The sequence below is a fragment of the Cohnella luojiensis genome (assembly GCF_004564235.1).
GTDB lineage: Bacteria > Bacillota > Bacilli > Paenibacillales > Paenibacillaceae > Cohnella > Cohnella luojiensis.
Window position 1 is genome coordinate 35737 of the sequence record NZ_SOMN01000036.1, and the last position, 18386, is coordinate 54122.

Sequence of the window (18386 nt, forward strand, 5' to 3'; positions counted from 1 at the left end):
ATTTCGTTTCCATTCTTACTCGTTTGACCCATTGCTCATCCTCCCCTCCTTCGGCAACCCTTTACCATAAACTCATATTTGAAAATCTCCTTGAAATCGCATTCACGGCAAATAAGAAAATGAAATTAATGATTGTATTAAACAATCCGATTGCCGCGGCATAACTAAATTGGTTTGAAATAATCCCTATCTTATATACGTATGTCGAAATAACCTCCGAAACAGGTAGATTTAACGAATTTTGCATGAGAAAGATTTTTTCAAAGCCGGTGCTGAGTATACCCCCCATGCTGAGAATGAACAGGATAATAATCGTTGGAATAATAGCCGGAATATCGACATACCGTATCGATTGCCATCTGCTGGCTCCATCTATTTTTGCGGAATCATATAATAGCGGATCAATAGTCGATAGGGCTGCCAGATAGATAATGCTATTCCATCCGCAATGCTGCCAAATATCGGAAAGCACATAGACGGGAATAAATGTATTTGTCGAAGCCAATAAGTTAACATTATCGATTCCAATCGACTTCATCATATATCCGACGATGCCCGTTTCCGGCGATAACAGGACATTTAACATCCCTACCAATACGATTGTCGATATAAAGTGAGGCAAATACACCGTGGTTTGCAAAATTTGCTTCATTTTTTTTCTTCGGATCTGATTAAGTATCAATGCCAATAGGATCGGTGCGGGAAAACCTAATACAATGGATGCCAAACTAATGAGAAACGTATTTCTCATTAAATCGGTGAATAAATAGCTGTCGATAAATTGTTTGAAATAGTGTAGTCCGTGCCAAGCCCCTCCCGTAAGTCCCTTGCTGAAATCGTAATCCCGGAAAGCTAATTGAATGCCGTACATCGGCACAAAGTTAAAGAGCAAAATAACGATAATGGCCGGAAATATCATGATCCACAATTGATAGTCGCGTTTGAATGTGTTTAAAACCGTCGGTTTCTTCGCTAATCGGATTCCGGGTCCTATTGTCTTGCGGTCGATATCTATCATTTGAGAGCTCATAAAGATATTCTCCCTTATTATCAGGAAGATGCCGTACCGTAATGAGGACAGTTCGGCATCTTCCATCAAATGATTATTATTATTTACTCATGTAGTCATCGTAGTATTTTTGCATGATTTCAATATTTTGTTCCAGCCCGGCCTTTATACTTTCCTTTACATAAGCATCCCACTGAGTTTCAACCCCGCCTTTAGTAACCCATTTCGCGAAATTGGTATTCGCCAAATTCGTTACGTTCGTGTTGTTCAAGCTCATTGTGTTATTGTCCGCATCGGAATATTTGATAAACATGCCCGGAAACACGTCTTTCTCTAGATTTACTTCCAAAGCGCTCTTAAGCGGTTCCGATTGCGTGAGAACTTCTTGCATATCTTTACCGAGAGTCAAATTTATCGTATCCGCAATGTACATAGGTCCGGCATCGGCCATCGAAGAAGTCCACTTCCAAGTTCCAGGATCCATCTTCGTATCTGTTGGCGGCAGCACGCTGTACGTCCCATCTCCGTTATCCTTGATATTCGGACCAATCGAACCGAATAAGACTTGCATGCTAACCACGGGGTTATACAATTCATTGATGAATCTCATAGCCGCCTCTTTATTTTTCGATTTCGCCGACATGACAATATGATTGGTGCCATAGTTCAATGTGTTGTAATCATAGCTCCAGGATACTTTGCCTGTATAATCAGCCGACACTTTAAGCGGGGACATCGAAGCATATTGCGGAGCCAATTGCTCGCCGAACCTGTCCGATGCGACCCATCCCCAAGTAAAGCCGACTTTCGCGGTATCTCCTTCGCCGCGGGCGATCGATTGGTACTTCGTGTAATCGTGAGTAAATACTTCAGGGTTAATCAATCCTGCTTTATTGAGTTTGTTCAAGAAAACGACCAATTTTTTATAACGCTCGTCCGTCAGGAAGTTTTTCACTTTGCCCTCTTCGACAAAATAGCCTTGGCTGCTTCCGTCCGTTAAAGTTATGCCCTCGCTTCCCAGCAGAACTGCGGGATTAAAAAATCCTCCGAAGCCTCCCGGAAAATCCATTGGGATTTCATCATTGGGATCGCCGTTGCCGTTAGCGTCTTTTTCTTTGAACGCCAACAAGACCTCATATAATTCATCCCACGTAGTCGGCATTGCTAGGCCTAGGTTGTCCAGCCATTTTTGATTAATGAACTGTCTTGTTGCAGACGCTGGCCAAAATCTCTGGTATTTCGGCAATCCGTAAATTTTCCCGTCGGGCTGCGTCGCGATTACCTTTGTTTCCGGCTTTGTATCAAACATCTCTTGAACTTTTGGCGCTTGGGATATCAATTCGGATAAATCTTGGAATAAACCCTTAAATTGCGCAAAATCGGCATCCGTGATGACATTTCCTCCAACGAATAAATCCGGAATATCGCCGCTGGCAAGCATCGTCCCCTTTTTCTGACCCCAATCCGCCGTAATCTCTTGCCACTCGATGTCAACGCCCGCAGCTTCTTCCGCCTTTTGCAGCCATTCCATTTCCGCCAGCGGTTTCGTTAATGGGTGTTTGACCATAATTCCGGTTAACTTTACTTTAGCTTTAGCGCCGCTGTTGTCACCGCTGTTGCTGCCGCTTTTGTCTTCGGCATTTGAATCGGAACCGCTGCAGCCTGCCAATACAGTTGCGAATATTAGGATAACTGTCAGGAAAACCATTAACTTCGTACGCATTGCATGACCTCCCATTATATTGTTCGCAGGGCGATTTCGCTCGGCACCCTAAACAATAGATGATCGATAAATGATGTGTATATGGACAGTTTTTGATCGATCGCCATTTTATGAAAGCGCTTAAAAATACACATTTGAAAGCGATTGCATTTCTTGTGTCATGCCCATTTAGAAAAATTGCATATGTTCAAAAAATGCTGTTTCCTCTCACTGAATCGAATCTCGGAACTGGCCCGGCGTAATCCCGACCATTTTCTTAAAGGAACGGATAAAGCTGGACGTATTCGAATAACCTACTTGTTTCGAAATTGATTCTAACGGTTCATCCATACTTCGGAGCAATTGAATGGATTTTTGAATGCGAAGCCGGTCGATATATTCCTTAAAGTTTTGTCCCATCGTTTTCTTGAAGTAATAGCTGAAGTTGGAGAGCGACATTCCGAAGTGATCGGCAATCAGTTGCAGCGAATAATTGGGATCCATGCCCTTCTTTTCAATAAACGCCGATATCTCTTCTATTGAAGCAGTCCGGGGAGGCGGCAATGTGCCGCGAATGAAATCGCAAAGCTTGCCGCAGCTTTCCCGCATGATGCCGATCATCTGCTCGATGGTGTAACGGTGTTGGAAAGCTGCGCCGGTTAATTGCAGCAAGCTTCGATCGTCGTGCCGAAACCTCTCCAATCCATTGAATATCACGCTGACCGTGTTCAAATAAACAGTCCTAACCATATGCGGCGGAATCCCGTCGCTGCATATATAATCGATAATTCGCTCCATGACCGATTCGATTGAGTTGATTTCGTTTTTTAGTATAAACAGCTCAAGCGATTGCAGTTGATCCGCATAATAGGAAACCGCACCGGTCTGCTTTACTTTGATTTCACCAAAAAGAAGAACCGAGTATTGATTCCGGACGCGAAGATGTTCGGCCGCTCGCACCGCTTGCAAATAAGAAAGGTGGACCCCTTCCGGGGAACTTTCCGGCGTTCCAATACCGATCAGCGTACGGTTGCCGCTTAGTTTGGTCAGCTCCTGCTGAAGGCCTTCGATATACGCCTTTAATTGAAAGTCCGGATCGTGGGAACAAACAAAGACGATTTCTTGATTATAGATGCTCTTGAAGAAGTGCCCCTGAAGCTCTTCCGGAAACCCGTCCTCCTTCATCCGGCAATATTCGGCTGCCGCGAAGATGTCGTCGCCCGTTTCGCAACAAAGTACGGCAACTGAAAGATAAGGATGAATGAACGACAACCCATATGGAGCAGCCTCCCTTTGAAACGCTTCCCATGTCGGGTAACGGCCGCTTACCAGCTCGAACAACAGATTCTCCCGCATGATCGGAAGCGTGCTTTTCACCTTTTCGTCCAGCTTGCTATTGACGGAAGAAAGTTGATCAAGCGCATATCGTATTGTATCGAATTCATTCATTTTTCTCGGTTCGCTCGGCGTAAACATGTTTTTGGTGAAAATAACCAATCCTTTGATCGGACGATAATTTTTGCGGATGGACACGTAAATGACGGCAACCTCGAGTAGAAAAATCAAAGCGACAAGAACGACCGTTTTGCGCTGAATCGATCGGATATCTTGCAGCGTTTCCGTCAAAGGCATTAAACTCACATAATTCCAGCCGTTTTTATCCGATACGTCATGCGAAACGATATAAGATTCGCCGTCGATCCGATAAATGCCCGATCCTGATCGGCTCTTGTCCAAACGGGACATCAGATTTTCGAAATCGCTTGAATCGCTATAGGAGGTCTGGTTCGAGGCAACCAATCGACGGCCCTGTTGGTCAAAGATAAAGAAGTCCCCGTTATAAGCTTCGGAAACCGACTTCATCAAGCGGATGATCGTATCCTCTCTTACCATGATCAATACCGTGCCGGGCGAGTTGCCGCCGCCGAGGGGCAACGGCAATAGGAACGTCAGCATTCGCAAACGATTGTTTCCGGGTACGATGACGGTTTCCGCCGCCCGGACGGTCTGCCCAGTCAAGCTGTTCAATTGCTCGAACATGGCTTTATGCGGCCAGTTTTCGTAAAAATATCCGACTCCCGGATGTTCGAAATCCTGAACGCTGTAAGCGCTTCCCGTTTTATCAAACATAAAGCCGATGCTTTTGACGTACAGAAAGGTGTTATAGACGAAGGCATCCGTCGCATTGTATTTCCGCATTTCACGGGCGATGACGATTCTTTGATAATCGTCATCGCTTGCCATATACAGCTTAATCTCAGGATTATGCACCAGTTCCGAAGGCAGATTATACACATACCGGGTGAATATATCTATAGAGTTCATAAACTTCTCGGTAATATGCGCGTTCCATTCCATTTCCTTCTCCTTTACGATATCCGTCGAATGCGGATAGTAGTAGAAAAGGATAAGGATTACGGGAAACAGCAGCACCAACATATAGGAGATTAGAAATCTGGCCAACAAGTTGATCCTGGTTTTTTTCACATCCGTTCACCTGCCTTCTTAACCGGTGAGAACTCTCAAAAACTCTTTCAATAAGAAACGGTTACTTGATATTCCTTTTTGGTGCTATGATCTTCTGCAGTCACAGTGATCTTTAACGTTGTCATCCGATTTTGCTTCGATACTTTTCTTGGCAATACATCCTCTACTAAAATGTCATTGACGTAAATCAGAGCATTTTTATTTTCCGGAGTTACGCTTAACATTAAAGATGAATGTTCTCCAGGGATCATCAGTGTATACTCTGTTAGATCTTGTCGAAAGTCTTCTGACAACGTTCCGCAATTAAAGCTTAATTGCTTTAGATTTGCGTTGTTATCAAAGCTCTTCATCGTCCGGAGCCTATCGTATATTCCGTTAGTCTTACCCTTGGCAACGAACTTGATTTCGATCTTTCGTTTATCTTTAATCCTCTCCGCGGGAATCAAATATCTTTTGTCATGGAAATTTTTATTCCTCTCGGGGGCAAGCATCTCGCTTGATAACCATTCGCCATCCGCAAAGATGTCGTAAGCCGTCCCCCTGCCGCCCGCAAAGTATACGACCGACAAATAATTATCCGCTTGGGGCAATACCTTCAACTGGTAGCTAAACCAACCGTTTTCTTCGGCGCCTCTGTAATTGTATCCATCCCAGGTTCCGACGAAAGTATGCTCTCCTCCAACATTATGCTCTAGCTCATACTGATCGTTGGCTATCGGCAAGCTGTCTATCGTAGTATCCTTTAATCTTTCATTGTGCTTGTTTTGTAAAATATGGCGTTGCAATTCGTCGGAATCCGACTCCACTAAATTCCAGTAAATACCATATCTTTCGCTGTGTTGTTGGAAATGAGGCGTGAACACCAAGTTCTCATCTTCGTCCGTATTCCTTAAGACAAATGCCAGCTTATCTTTTTTCCTAACCACATTATTCTCAAGCTGTTCAACCCAGTTCGCCGCGCTTGTTCCCTTTACGGTTATGAAATCCTTAATGAGCATACTCTTCGTAGGTACGCTCACCATCACTCCGGTTTGCGATTGCTCCATATTCGCTTGCCCTAGACCCGCGCTTAACACGACCGGACCATATCTGAACCCGACTACGCTATTACGATCCGGCAAGCCGGAATAGGAAACTTTCATCGGTATTCTCATCCGGATAACATCTCCGTCTTTCCAAGGCCGATCCAATACAACGTAATTGTCTTGCTCCGTAAAATTGATCGTTGCATCGTTTAGCGCGATTTCAACCTTACCCGCAGCCCAGCTGGGAACTCGTAAATGTATAGCGAGTTTCTTGTCCGTATTATTCAATGTTTGGATAACAATTTGAACGGTATCCATATCGGGTATAGCCGCGGTTTGAGTTAGCTTTACTAGGCCTTCTCCCCATGTCAGCGTAGAACCGATGAATTGATTGATAAAGATCCGATTATCTTCATGGAAATAGATACTGTCGTTCAGCTTCGTGAAATTTTCCATTCCCGTTCCCGTGCAGCACCAGAAATGTTCGAACGGAGAACCGTACACCTTGAAATATCCGGTTGCCATAGGCTGAAAATACGTAGTCATGCCCGTTTCCGGATTCTGCGAGGATAGAATGGAATTAATTAGAGTGTTCTCGTAAAAGTCGGCGTATTTAACGTTTCTCGTAATCTTGAATAATTCTCTTGTCAGCTTCAGCATGTTGTAGCTGTTGCAGGTTTCGCAGGTGAAATGAGAGCGGTCGCCGTCCAGAATATCAGGCTCGCCGAAATGTTCCCATTCGCTATTGCCGCCCGTTATATAGCTATGATGATTAACCACCATGTCCCAGAATTGAATACAAGCCTCCAGATAAAAAACTTCGCTTTCGCCCAACACCTTATACCTATTTAACGCACCGAGAAATTTCGGGATCGTGGTATTCGCATGTTTTCCTTGCAAAATATCGTTCCCTTGTCGGATGGGCGTAAACAATGCCAGCTCGTCAAACTTATGCGCGGCTTCCAAGTGACGATTATCGCGCGATATTGTATAAAGCTCATAGAGACAATCATTCATCCCGCCGTATTCTACCGCCAGTACTCTGGCATGAATTTCCGGAGTCCACTTTGACGTTCTGTTAAACACCCATTCTCCCAATTTGGTCGCAAGATCATATGCAACCCGATTCTGGGTGGATTTATAGACGTCTATTATTCCCAAAATAATTTTGTGCAACGTATACCACGGGACCCATGCAGGCTTATTATTTTCCACATTATCGAATAACGTTTCCGGAAATGCCGAAATGTATCCGCTATCAAATTGGCAAAGCTTTAATTCCGCTATCATATAATCAAGTCTGCTTCGAATTTCTTCATCTTCCGTATTAATAAATGCTTGAGAGCTTGCCGTTAAATAATGTCCTAAAGTATGGCCCTTGATTTCCGTGTTTTCCCACCCCGAATATTTATCGGCTTTCGGAAGCAACCCTCTATTCTCGCGGAAGCCGGCAAGGAGCCTGTCCGGATCGAGGCTTTTTAAGTATTCGATTTCTTTGGCGAATGCATGATTGGAATATTCATTCGTCACTTTAACCTGATCCATTCTAAAATCCTTCAGATGATTATTATGTGTCATTGCTTAATCCCCAATCTACAATCCTTAATAATAAATACCGGATGATTTTTAACTCTATACCCATTCTTCTGAATGAGAAATAGCTAAAGGCTCGAATAGGTGTGAAAAGGTTAGCAATTATCATGACTTATATGATAATTTAGAGATGAATCATCAAGTTATATGTGTAAGAACGTTAGATAAGGTGGTGTATGGTTAGATGAAGGGGTATGAATTTCTGGTAGATACGCCTATTAAGTTAGAGTTAACTGGCAAATTTAAAGCACCCACTTCGGAGTGGATGCATTTAAGCAGATATTTGATGGACTATGAGCTCATTGTTTTAACCAGCGGAACTTTATATATTGCAGGCGATAAACATCGCTATACCGTTAACGTAGGGGAATATTTGCTTTTACCCCCGCTAACGAATCAGTATGGTTACAAATCATCCGATTGCAGTTTTTACTGGCTGCACTTTTCTTATAAGAACGACATAACGGTCAGAGATAATTCAAATGACTCTTCCGCATATGAAGTTGGAAAAATCGTTATTCCGCAACAAGGTACTCTGAAAAGCGTTGAGAGAATTATAGTCATGATGAAACAATTGCAAGATTCCGTCCGCGGTTATAACGAAAAGACGTTAAACGATTATATGTCGACGGTAATCCTATGCGAAGTGTATAACCAGCTCTTCTTCTCGCAAAACAATCCGAATAAAAAGTCTAAGCAAGAGCAGCTTTATAACGATATTGTTGATCACATAAGATGGAGGCATTACGAGAATACGAAAGTCTCGCAAATAGCTGATCATTTCGGCTATAACGAGAAGTATTTATCCCACCTGTTTACTAAACTTTCAGGATTGTCTTTGAAGCAATACATTTTGCACCAGAAGATGGAAGTCGCGAAATCCATTCTTTCCGATACGAATCACAGCGTAAGCGAAATTGCTTTTCAACTGGGGTATAAGGATTGTCATAACTTCATGAAGTCCTTTAAGAAAATCGTCGGATTAACCCCATCCGAATTCAGGAATGCCTATTCCAAAAGATTGCTTTACTATGAATAACAGGATTCGGTATAATAGCGGAACCTCGTTCCGCTATTGCGAGCATGTGCGGTGTTTTCGGTATAATAGCGGAACCTCGTTCCGCTATTGCAACCGCGGGTGGTGTTTTCGATATAATAGCGGAACCTCGTTCCGCTATTGCGAGCGTTGACGGTGTTTTCGGTATAATAGCGGAACCTCGTTCCGATATTGCAACCGCGGGCGGTGTTTTCGGTATAATAGCGGAACCTCGTTCCGATATTGCAACCGCGGGCGGTGTTTTCGGTATAATAGCGGAACCTTAGGAAAGCTCTTCCCATCGCACCCACATTTCCCTCGGATTCACCTCGTAAATCTGATCTTCCCTGTACATGAACTGATGCATGATAAACTCCCTGCGAATCGTCGCGAAATCCTCGTGAAAATCTTTGATGAATTCGTTGATTTCCTTTTCCTCGTACTTCCTGCCGCTATCCAATCTTGACACGAGATACTCCAAGACGATCAGCTTTTTCTTAAGTTGAGCCGGCAGATGTTTCAGCTTCCCTTCCGATGTGAAAAAGTTCTTCACGACGGTTTCCATCGCCCTATTCCGTTCGTCATTCATCGTTTCTCCATCTCCTTGAGTGCCCGCCCTGCGATAGATCAAGTTTTCAGTGGCGGTAGAGTTACTCTTAATAAAGTAATCGTTCAGCGAAAAATAAATCGTGTTCTTGTCCCTGCGCTCGTTAATCAAGCTAGCTTCCCTTAGCTTCGCCGCATGGTGAGTAATCGTCGCCGGAGTAACGGATAGCTTCTCCGCGAGAACTTGACCGTTCAGTTCCCCGTCCGCCAGCAAGATCAGAATTTTGATTCTCGTCGGGTCCGCCAATGCTTTATGGTAGTTGACTACTTTATCTAACTGCACGAAATCGGCTCCTCCTCACAAGACATTTAATAAATATCTAATTAGATACTTGTTAAATTACATAATAAGGGAGTCCGCAACACCTGTCAATCGCAAAAAAAAATTCCCCTCAAGTCTAGGAAAGGACTTGGGAGAACCCACTTTTTGCAATGCTCGCAGTCAATCGAAACCACTGAATTCCTCTTCGTTCGCGATGCTCTGGATATCCTCGGCGCTGATGTTGATATAGCGGTAACCGTCGGTCAAATTCTTCTTTAAGGCCTTCTCCTTCATAAACTTTGGGCTCCCCTCTCCCGCATCTTCATCGTATACCAGGAGAATACCCTCCGTTTTCCGAAATAACAAATCGTCTCTCGCAGTGAACTGCCACACGCCGCTATAGGGCTGCTTGCTTACCGAGCCGTGGAAATCCACACCCTTTAGAATCTCCTGATAGTATTGCTTCTTGTCTTCCTTCCATTTCTCGTCTTGATTGACGAAAGCTGTCATGATCGATAGCTTCAGATGAGGGTATTGTAGCTTTAATTCAATTACAGCCTCGCAAGCCCATAAGTCAACGCCATACTGGCCCGGAGTAATGATCCACTCCAACCCTTCTTCAACGAGCGGGACTAGCTTTGCCGTTATAGCTTTTTTAATATAAATAATACCTTTATGTTTTTGATCGAATATACTCAGCTCGTGGGCGCGATAACCGGTGACCAATAGATTTTTCATTCGGTGCTCCTTGTTCGGTACGTAGAGAAACGGGATCATTTCATTTTAACATTGGTGCGGTTATTTGGTTAGTCCGAGTATTTGGTTGGTCGGAGGCACTTTGTTGTTATAGCATGCAAACTGCCTACTTTAGCCGCTCTAACCATACTTCTTATAATTGCGGGCGGTCGGACGCGGATTCTCGGAGCTATAGCCATACTTTTTAATGTTAGAGGTGATCAGGCGCGGTTTCTCCTTTCTATAGCCATACTTTTTATGGTTAGGGGTGATCAGGCGCGGTTTCTTGGAGCTATAGCCATACTTTTAAATGTTAGAGGTGATAGGCGCGGTTTCTCCTTTCTATAGCCATACTTTTTATGGTTAGGGGTGATCAGGCGCGGTTTCTCCTTCTTGTAGCCATACTTTCGGCGAAATAAGCGTTTCTGGCGCGGGTATTTGGTTGGTCGGAGGCACGCGAAACCTTTCGGCGATAGAGTCGTCCCTGCGACGGATATCAAATTTGTCCAGTTCATCTGTGGCTTTCTCCATTGAGATATACGCTATTATAGGCAATAATGGGAGCAAGCAATGCTATTCGTAGAGGAGAGGGCTAATCGATGCGCAAAGTCAAAGTCGGAGTCATCGGCACGGGGCAAATCAGCGGGATATACTTAAAGAACGCGACGGAGACGTTCGACGGCATCTTGGAAGTGAAAGCGGTTGCGGACGCGGTGCCCGAGCTTGCCCGGAAACGAGCGGAGCAATTCGGCATCCCGAATACCTGGACCGTCGAGGAATTGCTGGCCGATCCGGAAATCGAGATCGTACTGAATTTGACGGCTCCGGCCGTTCATGCGGCAATTAACTTGAGAGCCTTGCAGGCTGGCAAGCACGTTTATACGGAGAAGCCTTTTGCCTTGAAGAGGGAAGACGCCGATGAGGTGCTTCGGCTGGCGGATGCCAAAGGGTTGCTCGTCGGCTGCGCGCCGGACACGTTCTTGGGCGCGGGGCTGCAGACATGCCGCAAGCTGATCGACGAAGGCTGGATCGGCACGCCCTACTCCGCTAACGGAACGATTATCATGGGCAACGCTTCAGGCGGCATGCACCCGAATTTCCAGAACTTCCTTAAGCTCGGCGGAGATCCGGTGATGGACATGGCCCCTTATTACTTAACCGCTTTAGTCTTCCTGCTCGGTCCGGTTCGGAGAGTTACCGGAACGGCTCAGCAGCTGAATCAAGAAATTACGGTCATTAACCCGAAATCGCCGCGATATGGCGACAAGGTCGCTGTTGAAGCGCCTACTAACGTATCGGCAGTGCTAGACTTTCACAGCGGGGCCGTAGCCAGCTTGCAAGCTGCCAAGGAAAGCTTCGGCTACTTGCCAAGGTTGGAAATCTTCGGCACGGAGGGCAATTTGACCGTTCCCGATCCTAACTTTTTCGGAGGCCGTATTTCCGTTCAATTCCCTAATGGGGAAACGAAGGAATTCCCGTACTCCCCCGGCTTTACTGAAGACAGCCGGGGAATCGGACTTGCGGATATGGCTTATGCCATTCGCACCGGACGCCAGCATCGCGCCAGCGGTCAATTGGCCCGGCACGTGCTCGATATCTCGCTCGGTATTTTCGAGGCATCTAACGAAGGGCGTCACGTTGCTCTTGAATCAACGATTACGCGTCCCGCCCCGCTTCCGCTTGGATTAAAATACAATCGCTTGGATGCTAACGATACCGTATAAAACCCATTAAAACCAAATTCGATAAAGGGAAGTGTTGTGAAATGAACCAATTCCCCATCGCTATCCAGCCTTATACCGTTCGGGACGCCATAAGCCAAGATTACGCAGGTACCCTTGAAAAGCTCGCCGGCATCGGATTCGAAGGGATCGAGCTCGGCCTGCCGCCGGAAGGAATGACGATCGCCAAGCAGAAGGAGCTTCTGGATCGCCTTAATTTGCAGGTTATCGGAACGCATGCCTCATTCGATAACCTGGACGTCGACTTCGATCGGCTAACCGATTATCTTCACCAAGTCGGCGGCAAGTACATCACGATATCGATGCGTTTCGATTCAAAGGAGGACGTACTCCGTAAATCGGAGCAATTCAACCGGATCGGAGAAATATGCCGCGCCGCGAACACGACTTTCCTCTATCACAATCACGATTGGGAATTCGCCAAGTTCGAAGGAGAGTATGTGCTTGATCTCATTCTTCGGGAGACGGATCCCGAGCTTGTGAAGCTGGAGCTGGATACGTATTGGGTGCGTAAGGGAGGACTAGATCCTTCCGAGTACCTGAGCAAGCTGAAGAATCGTTGCCCGCTCTTGCACATCAAGGACGTGGAAGTCGGCGAGGAGCAGTTCTTCGCGGAGATCGGCGAGGGCATCCTCGACTTCAAGGCCATTGCGAAAACCGCCGCCAACGTCGGAACCGAGTGGCTCGTCGTGGAACAGGATCAGTGCCGTCGCGATCCGTTCGAGAGCTTGGCCATCAGCTATCGCAATCTGGCGAGCATGGATTTGATCCGCAAGCCCGCGAATCGGCTATAAGAGGAGAATGCTTATGCCGGATACCGCTACGGGCGATTTAACCTCTATTCGTTCGGCGATCAATCTTCCTTCCATCCGCGTTCTCGGCGACTTCGTTAAGAAGCCGGGAACGGGACTTGGGGAGCGGGATATCCCGGACTACGAGCTGCTGTATTTTCCGGAAGGGACAGGTACGATCTATCGGGTTGGCGAACGGGAATTCACCCTTAGCCAGCCTTGTTTCATTATCACGCGGCCCGGAGAGATACACAGCTACCGCTACGATATGCAGCATCCGACAAGACATCTGTTCATTCATTTCTGGCTTCGGTCGTTTCCCGCTTCTTCATTGCCGGTACTTTTGCCGGAAGGCCCATCCGTCATACCCTATGAAGGGGATTTGCTGGTTGCGATGATGAAGCAGATTATGGCAATCGCCCACTTGAAGCCGGAACGGTTACAGGAGCGAGGGAGCCTGCTTCTGCTTGCGCTCCTATCGGAAATCCACTCGCTGGTCGTCGACGAACCGATGTTGGAGGAAACCAAGCGGCTGCCCCCGCAGGTGGTCAAAGTATTGGACGCCATCGATATGTCCTTGTCTGCACCGCTTACCGTGGAAGGACTCGCTAAGCAAGCGGGATGGACGCCGGAGCACCTCTCCCGTTCGTTCGCCCGCCATCTCGGACTTTCCCCGAAGGAAATGATCGTCCGGCGACGGATCGATCGGGCATGCCAGCTTCTGCTCTACGGACAGAAAAGCATAAAGGAAATCGCGTTCGAGGTCGGGTTCGCGGACGAGAATTACTTCTGCCGCGTATTCAAGACGACGAAAGCCATAACGGCGACGGAATACCGCGCCAAGCATTACAACCCGAGGAATGGAGACTTAGCTCCCGTCATCGACGGGGAGTCGCTTTATCCATCCAACCGGGTTTTCTACGGAGAACATTAACGAAAGGGGATTAACCCGTATGTTTCCATTCCGCACTTCGCTTAACGCTTCCACTTTGTTTCCCTTTCAACTGGGAATCAGCGAGCAGATCCAGGTCGCCGCGAAAGCAGGCTACGAAGGAATAGAAATTTGGATGAAGGATTTACAGGCTTATGCGGAGGCAGGCGGATCAATTGCCGATCTCAGGAACATGGCCGCAGACCTTGGAATCGAGATCGTAAACGCGATCTCGTTCATTCCATGGGCGGATGCCGACGAAGGCGTTCGGGCACGGGGAAAGCGGCAGACGTCCGAGGAACTGTCGCTGCTCGCCGAGCTCGGTTGCCCGGCTTTCGCAGCTCCTCCGTTCGGCGACGTGGAGAACGCGACTCTGGATGAGATCGCGAGCCGCTACGCGGAGTTGGCCGAGCAATCACGCAACCACGGAGTATCTCCTATCCTGGAATTCTGGGGCAGGGCCAAGAAGCTGTCCCGCCTGAGCGAAGCTATCTATGTCGCGATGCAAAGCCGCGTCCCGGATGTGAAGCTCTTGCTTGACCCGTTCCATATGTACACGGGAGGCAGCGTTCTGAGTGATCTGACCTACTTAAGCGGGGATCGAATAGGTATCGTTCACGCGAATGATTATCCTCATTCCCCTTCACGGGAAACGATTACGGATGCGGAGCGACTTTTTCCCGGAGACGGTATCTCTCCTTCGGCTGAATTCGCTAGATTGCTGGCTGCCGGCGGCTATAAAGGCTACTTGTCCCTTGAGCTTTTCGTCGCTGATTTCGGGGGGAAATCTGCCCTTGAAGTCGCTATTCACGGACTAGCCAAAATCAAAAGCGCGTACGCCATCTGACGGATGGACGAGAAGGAGCGCAAGGTGAGCAACAGCATGATTCGCGACATTTCATTATTCGCCATCACTTGGCCGATCTTCATCGAATCCGGACTTCAGATGTTCATGCGCATCACGGACACGTTCATGCTGAGCCGGGTCTCCGATGAAGCGGTTGCCGCAGTCGGCGTCGCGAACCAGATTATCCAAATCGCGATGCTTATTTTCAATTTCGCGGCCATCGGCTCGGCCGTCGTCGTATCGCAATATTTAGGCGCGCGCAAGGTTGGCGAACTAGGAAGGCTTGCGGCTTCTTCGATAAGCGTCAATTTTCTATTCGGCGCCGTCATTAGCGTTCTCGTCGTATCGCTGAGCGGTCCGTTGCTTAACGTCTTCGGGCTCGACGACTCCCTCTTTCGTCTCGCCCGCAGCTATCTTTATATTGCCGGGGGAACTTTGTTCATTCAGGCGATTCTGACAGCGCTCGCGGCCATCATCCAATCCTATGGCTATACGCGCCAAACGATGATGGTCACGATCGGCATGAACGTCCTCAACATCATCGGCAATTGCATGTTCATTTACGGGCTATTCGGATTTCCGAAGCTCGGAGTGACCGGAGTGGCTATATCTACGGCGGTCAGCCAATGTATCGGCCTTATCATCAATTTCATCCTGCTGCGCAAAGTGTCCGGAGTGCCGATCTTATGGCGTTATTTCGTGCGTTGGCAGAAGGATCTGGTGAGAAAGGTACTTAGAATCGGCATTCCTTCATCTGCCGTGACCTTGTCCTACTCCGCTAGCCAGTTCGTCATTTTGGCGTTCATCGCGACGCTCGGAGCCCAGATGATGACGACGAAGGTGTATACGCAGAACATCATGTTCATCGTTATGATCCTTGCGGCGTCGCTAGGCCGGGGCGTTCAGATCATCGTTGGCAGACGAATCGGCGCCGGCGAGAAAGAGCTCGCGTACCGGGAAGTGTTCGTTAATCTCCGCAGAAGCTTGCTGATTACGCTTGCCGGAGTATGTATCCTCGTTCTCGTCCGAGTTCCGCTGCTCGAACTATTTACGAATGACCCTACGATCATCTCTCTTGGCGCTGCCTTGCTATTGCTTAGTTTCTTGCTAGAGCCTGGCCGTAATTTCAACATCATTCTGGAAAAGTCGCTTCAAGCAGCGGGAGACGCCCGATTTCCGATGATCGTATCCGTAGCTATCACTTGGCTGTTCAGCCTGCCGCTCACCTATTTCCTCGGAATCCATATGGGATACGGTCTTGTCGGAATGTGGTCGGCGTTCATAGTCGACGAATGGTTAAGGGGCCTCATTCTGTTCGTTCGCTGGAGGAGTAGAGCGTGGGAGAGCAAGTCCCTCGTCCAGCGAAGTGACAAGCGCGAGGCTGCGATGTAAGATAAGAACGTGCCACCTCTTACGCTTTTACGCTCGCAGGTTAAACCTCATATCGGAGGAGATCATCCCATGCGCTTCATCAGCAATAACAATAATCATGACCCGTCGTTGAACCTTGCGTTAGAAGAATACATTTTGCGTTCCTTGCCCGACAGCGACGATTATCTGCTGTTCTATATTAACGAACCTTCGATCATCATCGGCAAAAACCAGAACACAGTCGAGGAGATCAACGCCGAATACGTGCAACAGAATAACATTCACGTCGTCCGCAGGCTTTCGGGGGGCGGCGCCGTCTACCACGATCTCGGAAACTTGAATTTCAGCTTCATAATGAGGGACGACGGCCAATCCTTCCATAATTTCAAGAAGTTTACCGAGCCTGTCGTTCGCGCGCTTCGCAAGCTAGGGGTGGATGCGGAACTGACCGGTCGCAACGATCTGCAGGTGGGCGAACGCAAAATATCCGGAAACGCGCAATTCTCCACCAGAGGCAGAATGTTCAGCCATGGCACCTTGTTATTCGATTCGGAAATCGACCATGTCGTCTCCGCGCTGAAAGCGAATGTCGAGAAATACGCCTCCAAATCGACGAAGTCGATCCGAAGCAGGGTTGCCAATATCTCGGAATTCCTTGCTGAGCCGATGACCATCGAGCAATTCAAGCAAAGCCTGCTGACTTCCTTATTCGAAGGCGAACCCGAGATTCCTTACTATGAGTTGACCGAGAAGGACTGGGCCAACGTACGCAAGCTTGCGGACGAACGTTACCGAAGCTGGGAATGGAATTACGGACGTTCGCCGGCTTTTAATGTACGCCAGACGAAGCGAATCGAGGGTGCGGGAACGTTCGATATTCGCCTTCAAGTAGAAAAAGGCATTATCGCGGAGGCAACGATATACGGAGATTTCTTCGGCAAGGGCGACAGCGCGGAGTTGGCATCCAAGTTCGTAGGGACGCGTTACGAAGCCGGAGCGCTAAGCCAGCTTCTTGACGGCATAGATCTGCCTTTCTACTGCGGCCCCGTGACGAAGGAACAATGGTTGGACTTGATGCTTTAATTTGTACTTAAAAACCTCAAGCATGGCTTCATGCTTGAGGTTTTCAATGGCTGGGCTATACCCGTTCTAACTTAAACACGTTGTCTATCGCTACTCCGAGCCTTTTCTTTAGAGGAACCTTAATATCTCTCCCCAGTTCCCGGAAGAAGACATCGATATCGCATTCCACGTTTGACAGGGCAAGCTTAATGAAGCCGTCGCCAACGATATTCCGATTCGCTTCATTGGGAATCGAGATATCGATCGAATGATTCTTGGATAACGTATTCGAGTACCTCGTAAACAATTCGATTAATTCATCGTTCGAGAAGTTCGCGATCGCTATTTTCCCTTTGGCGGTAAAATTCAATTTCACGTTCAATTTTGTTCCCCTTTTCTTTTCCAACCATAGGCCCCTGACTACTCATCCTATCTATCATACTCATCTTCGACTAATTAGTACACCTTTACCCCCACTCCATTTGTTGGCTAATTGCCCTTCTTGTTCGACATTATTTTAGTTTCTTGCCCTCGTTCAGATTCTCTATAGATTTAGCGATCCGAGCTTGTCTTGTTTCCGGTTTCTTCGCCGCCTCAATCCAAACGACATACTCCTTCTGATAGGAATAGGCGAGATTCCGGAAAAAGGCCGACGCTTCCGCGTTTTCTTCCAAGCTAGTTAGAAAATCCTCCGGAATACGGATCACGCGCTCTTCCGTGTCTCGCTCCATCACAACTTCAACGATGGTTCCCATTATCGCGTTTGCAGCTTCTCGCAGAGTTTGATTTACGACCATATAGTGGGTTCCGTCGCCATGGGGCATGAGAGAACCTCGATAGGCAATGCCGTTCAGGGTCCCCTTGACCTTGACTTGTCCCTTGCTTCCATATACCTCTTTCACTTGAAAAGGAACGTTCACGTACGTCCACGTCCCCGTTCCATTCGGCCTGATCAGCTTGGCATTGAATTCGTTCACGAGGAAGCCCTCCATCTAAATTCATGTTCGACGAATCCTTACCCTTATCATACTTCAAATTGAAATAAAAGCCGACCCCTAGAGGCAATGTCATTAAGTTAAGGCGCAGGGCCAAAATTAAGAACAAGAGCAGGTTATCTAAAAGATAGCCCGCTCTTTTTTTTGCATGAAAAAATGAAAACAGGACTTGACAAGTAGATGAAAAAGTGT

15 protein-coding genes are annotated in these 18386 nt (G+C 47.3%); 7 read left to right on the forward strand and 8 right to left on the reverse strand.

Annotation, left to right across the window (positions count from 1 at the left end; all coding sequences use genetic code 11):
- Positions 1-61: 61 nt before the first annotated feature.
- The 4 genes from E2980_RS19800 to E2980_RS19815 form a co-directional block, all read right to left on the reverse strand.
- Positions 62-919: an ABC transporter permease gene (locus E2980_RS19800; RefSeq protein ID WP_240703113.1), complete on the reverse strand. Its 858-nt coding sequence runs from the start codon at positions 917-919 to the stop codon at positions 62-64.
- A gap of 190 nt (positions 920-1109) precedes the next feature.
- Positions 1110-2732, reverse strand: coding sequence for an extracellular solute-binding protein (locus tag E2980_RS19805; RefSeq protein WP_135153958.1), 1623 nt, complete (start codon positions 2730-2732; stop codon positions 1110-1112).
- 207 nt (positions 2733-2939) lie between these two features.
- A complete protein-coding gene (locus E2980_RS19810; RefSeq protein WP_135153959.1) occupies positions 2940-5198 on the reverse strand; it encodes a helix-turn-helix domain-containing protein in 2259 nt (752 codons plus the stop codon).
- Between the two features lie 47 nt (positions 5199-5245).
- A complete protein-coding gene (locus tag E2980_RS19815; protein WP_205700002.1) occupies positions 5246-7801 on the reverse strand; it encodes a beta-L-arabinofuranosidase domain-containing protein in 2556 nt (851 codons plus the stop codon).
- A gap of 199 nt (positions 7802-8000) precedes the next feature.
- Between E2980_RS19815 and E2980_RS19820 the strand changes: the two genes are divergently transcribed.
- Complete coding sequence (locus E2980_RS19820; protein WP_135153960.1) at positions 8001-8855, forward strand: AraC family transcriptional regulator; 855 nt, start codon at positions 8001-8003, stop codon at positions 8853-8855.
- Between the two features lie 280 nt (positions 8856-9135).
- Here E2980_RS19820 and E2980_RS19825 read toward each other — a convergent pair whose 3' ends face one another.
- Together E2980_RS19825 and E2980_RS19830 are read right to left on the reverse strand one after the other, a co-directional pair.
- Positions 9136-9741 (reverse strand): DUF2087 domain-containing protein, encoded by a 606-nt coding sequence (locus E2980_RS19825; protein WP_135153961.1) that lies wholly within the window; start codon positions 9739-9741, stop codon positions 9136-9138.
- 159 nt (positions 9742-9900) lie between these two features.
- Positions 9901-10458, reverse strand: a complete 558-nt coding sequence (locus E2980_RS19830; RefSeq protein WP_135153962.1) for an SLOG family protein — start codon at positions 10456-10458, stop codon at positions 9901-9903.
- Between the two features lie 596 nt (positions 10459-11054).
- Here E2980_RS19830 and E2980_RS19835 point away from each other — a divergent pair.
- From E2980_RS19835 to E2980_RS19860, 6 genes are all read left to right on the forward strand, one after another.
- A complete protein-coding gene (locus tag E2980_RS19835) occupies positions 11055-12179 on the forward strand; it encodes a Gfo/Idh/MocA family protein (protein ID WP_135153963.1) in 1125 nt (374 codons plus the stop codon).
- Between the two features lie 41 nt (positions 12180-12220).
- Positions 12221-12991, forward strand: coding sequence for a sugar phosphate isomerase/epimerase family protein (locus E2980_RS19840; protein WP_135153964.1), 771 nt, complete (start codon positions 12221-12223; stop codon positions 12989-12991).
- 13 nt (positions 12992-13004) lie between these two features.
- Positions 13005-13922 (forward strand): helix-turn-helix domain-containing protein, encoded by a 918-nt coding sequence (locus tag E2980_RS19845; RefSeq protein ID WP_135153965.1) that lies wholly within the window; start codon positions 13005-13007, stop codon positions 13920-13922.
- Between the two features lie 19 nt (positions 13923-13941).
- Positions 13942-14766 (forward strand): sugar phosphate isomerase/epimerase family protein, encoded by an 825-nt coding sequence (locus E2980_RS19850; RefSeq protein ID WP_135153966.1) that lies wholly within the window; start codon positions 13942-13944, stop codon positions 14764-14766.
- 24 nt (positions 14767-14790) lie between these two features.
- The gene (locus tag E2980_RS19855; protein ID WP_240703112.1) at positions 14791-16158 is read left to right on the forward strand and encodes an MATE family efflux transporter; all 1368 of its coding nucleotides are present in this window, start codon (positions 14791-14793) and stop codon (positions 16156-16158) included.
- A gap of 69 nt (positions 16159-16227) precedes the next feature.
- Positions 16228-17220: a lipoate--protein ligase gene (locus tag E2980_RS19860; RefSeq protein ID WP_135153968.1), complete on the forward strand. Its 993-nt coding sequence runs from the start codon at positions 16228-16230 to the stop codon at positions 17218-17220.
- A 55-nt stretch (positions 17221-17275) separates the two neighbouring features.
- Here the strand turns inward: E2980_RS19860 and E2980_RS19865 are convergent, their stop codons facing one another.
- Together E2980_RS19865 and E2980_RS19870 are read right to left on the reverse strand one after the other, a co-directional pair.
- The gene (locus E2980_RS19865) at positions 17276-17581 is read right to left on the reverse strand and encodes a hypothetical protein (RefSeq protein WP_135153969.1); all 306 of its coding nucleotides are present in this window, start codon (positions 17579-17581) and stop codon (positions 17276-17278) included.
- Positions 17582-17711: 130 nt separating this feature from the next.
- The gene (locus E2980_RS19870) at positions 17712-18176 is read right to left on the reverse strand and encodes a YdeI/OmpD-associated family protein (RefSeq protein ID WP_167747193.1); all 465 of its coding nucleotides are present in this window, start codon (positions 18174-18176) and stop codon (positions 17712-17714) included.
- Positions 18177-18386 lie beyond the last annotated feature (210 nt).